Annotated in this window: 1 protein-coding gene; it reads right to left on the bottom strand. The window is 38.2% G+C overall.

Annotated features, from left to right (window positions below):
• Nucleotides 1–308 precede the first annotated feature (308 nt).
• The coding region (locus AB4Z33_RS31045) for a hypothetical protein (protein WP_442053590.1) at nucleotides 309–785 on the bottom strand (477 nt) is incomplete at its 5' end.

Raw genomic sequence — 785 nt, 5'->3', positions numbered from 1 at the left:
GGGCAGATCGTGCCAAAAACTATAAAAGTATGAGTGAAAACGAGTATTTCTAAGATAGAAGAACGTTAAGTGTCCTAGACTCAATAATTCGGGTGTTTAACCGCTTCTCATTCTCCATTGGGAATCCCCCCCCTTCTATCTGAGTGAACGCCTACTACAAACATACCACATATTGGAACTATCTTTCCCTTTAGYTTAATGAAAAAAGTGAGCAGGGCCGCGGCGGACTGCTCACTTTATGTTGTTGAWCTATCGTTCCTCGTCGCAATGCGAGTCTAAACATTAATGACATTGATTTATATCTTAATTTATAAATCATGAAGTGCAGTTTGAATTACATTACCAAACTTCGAAAGTTTTTTTTCATTGCTGAAATAAATTACCAACACATTTTTTTGCTCATAATACCATGGAAATGCCGCTAATTTAGCGGTTTCGAGGTGCTGTTTAAACGTAGCAAGTCCATTCATACGAGCTTGTTCCGAATCGAAAATATAGATATAGATGTTCTCTAGCTTGGCCACATCTTCCAATGGGTTTCCTATCGTAAACGCATGCGGTTTCACATCGTTTAATACTGCAAATTCATCATCGAGTTGCCCAATAGAAAATAACTCGACACCCTGTGCTTTCAATGATTGGGTGACATCCTCCATTAATAAATTGTTTTCTTTTTCTTCAACATTTGTGTTTTCTGTAATCGGACTCTCGTTATCCATGCACCCTGTAATAATGAAGCACCCTGTGCTTTCAATGATTGGGTGACATCCTCCATTAATAAATTG

Origin of the sequence: Paenibacillus sp. 2TAB19 (assembly GCF_052115185.1) — a bacterium.
Taxonomy (GTDB): Bacteria; Bacillota; Bacilli; order Paenibacillales; family Paenibacillaceae; genus Pristimantibacillus.
The sequence above is the reverse complement of the archived record's forward strand: the minus strand, read 5'-3'. Positions and strand labels throughout refer to the sequence as shown.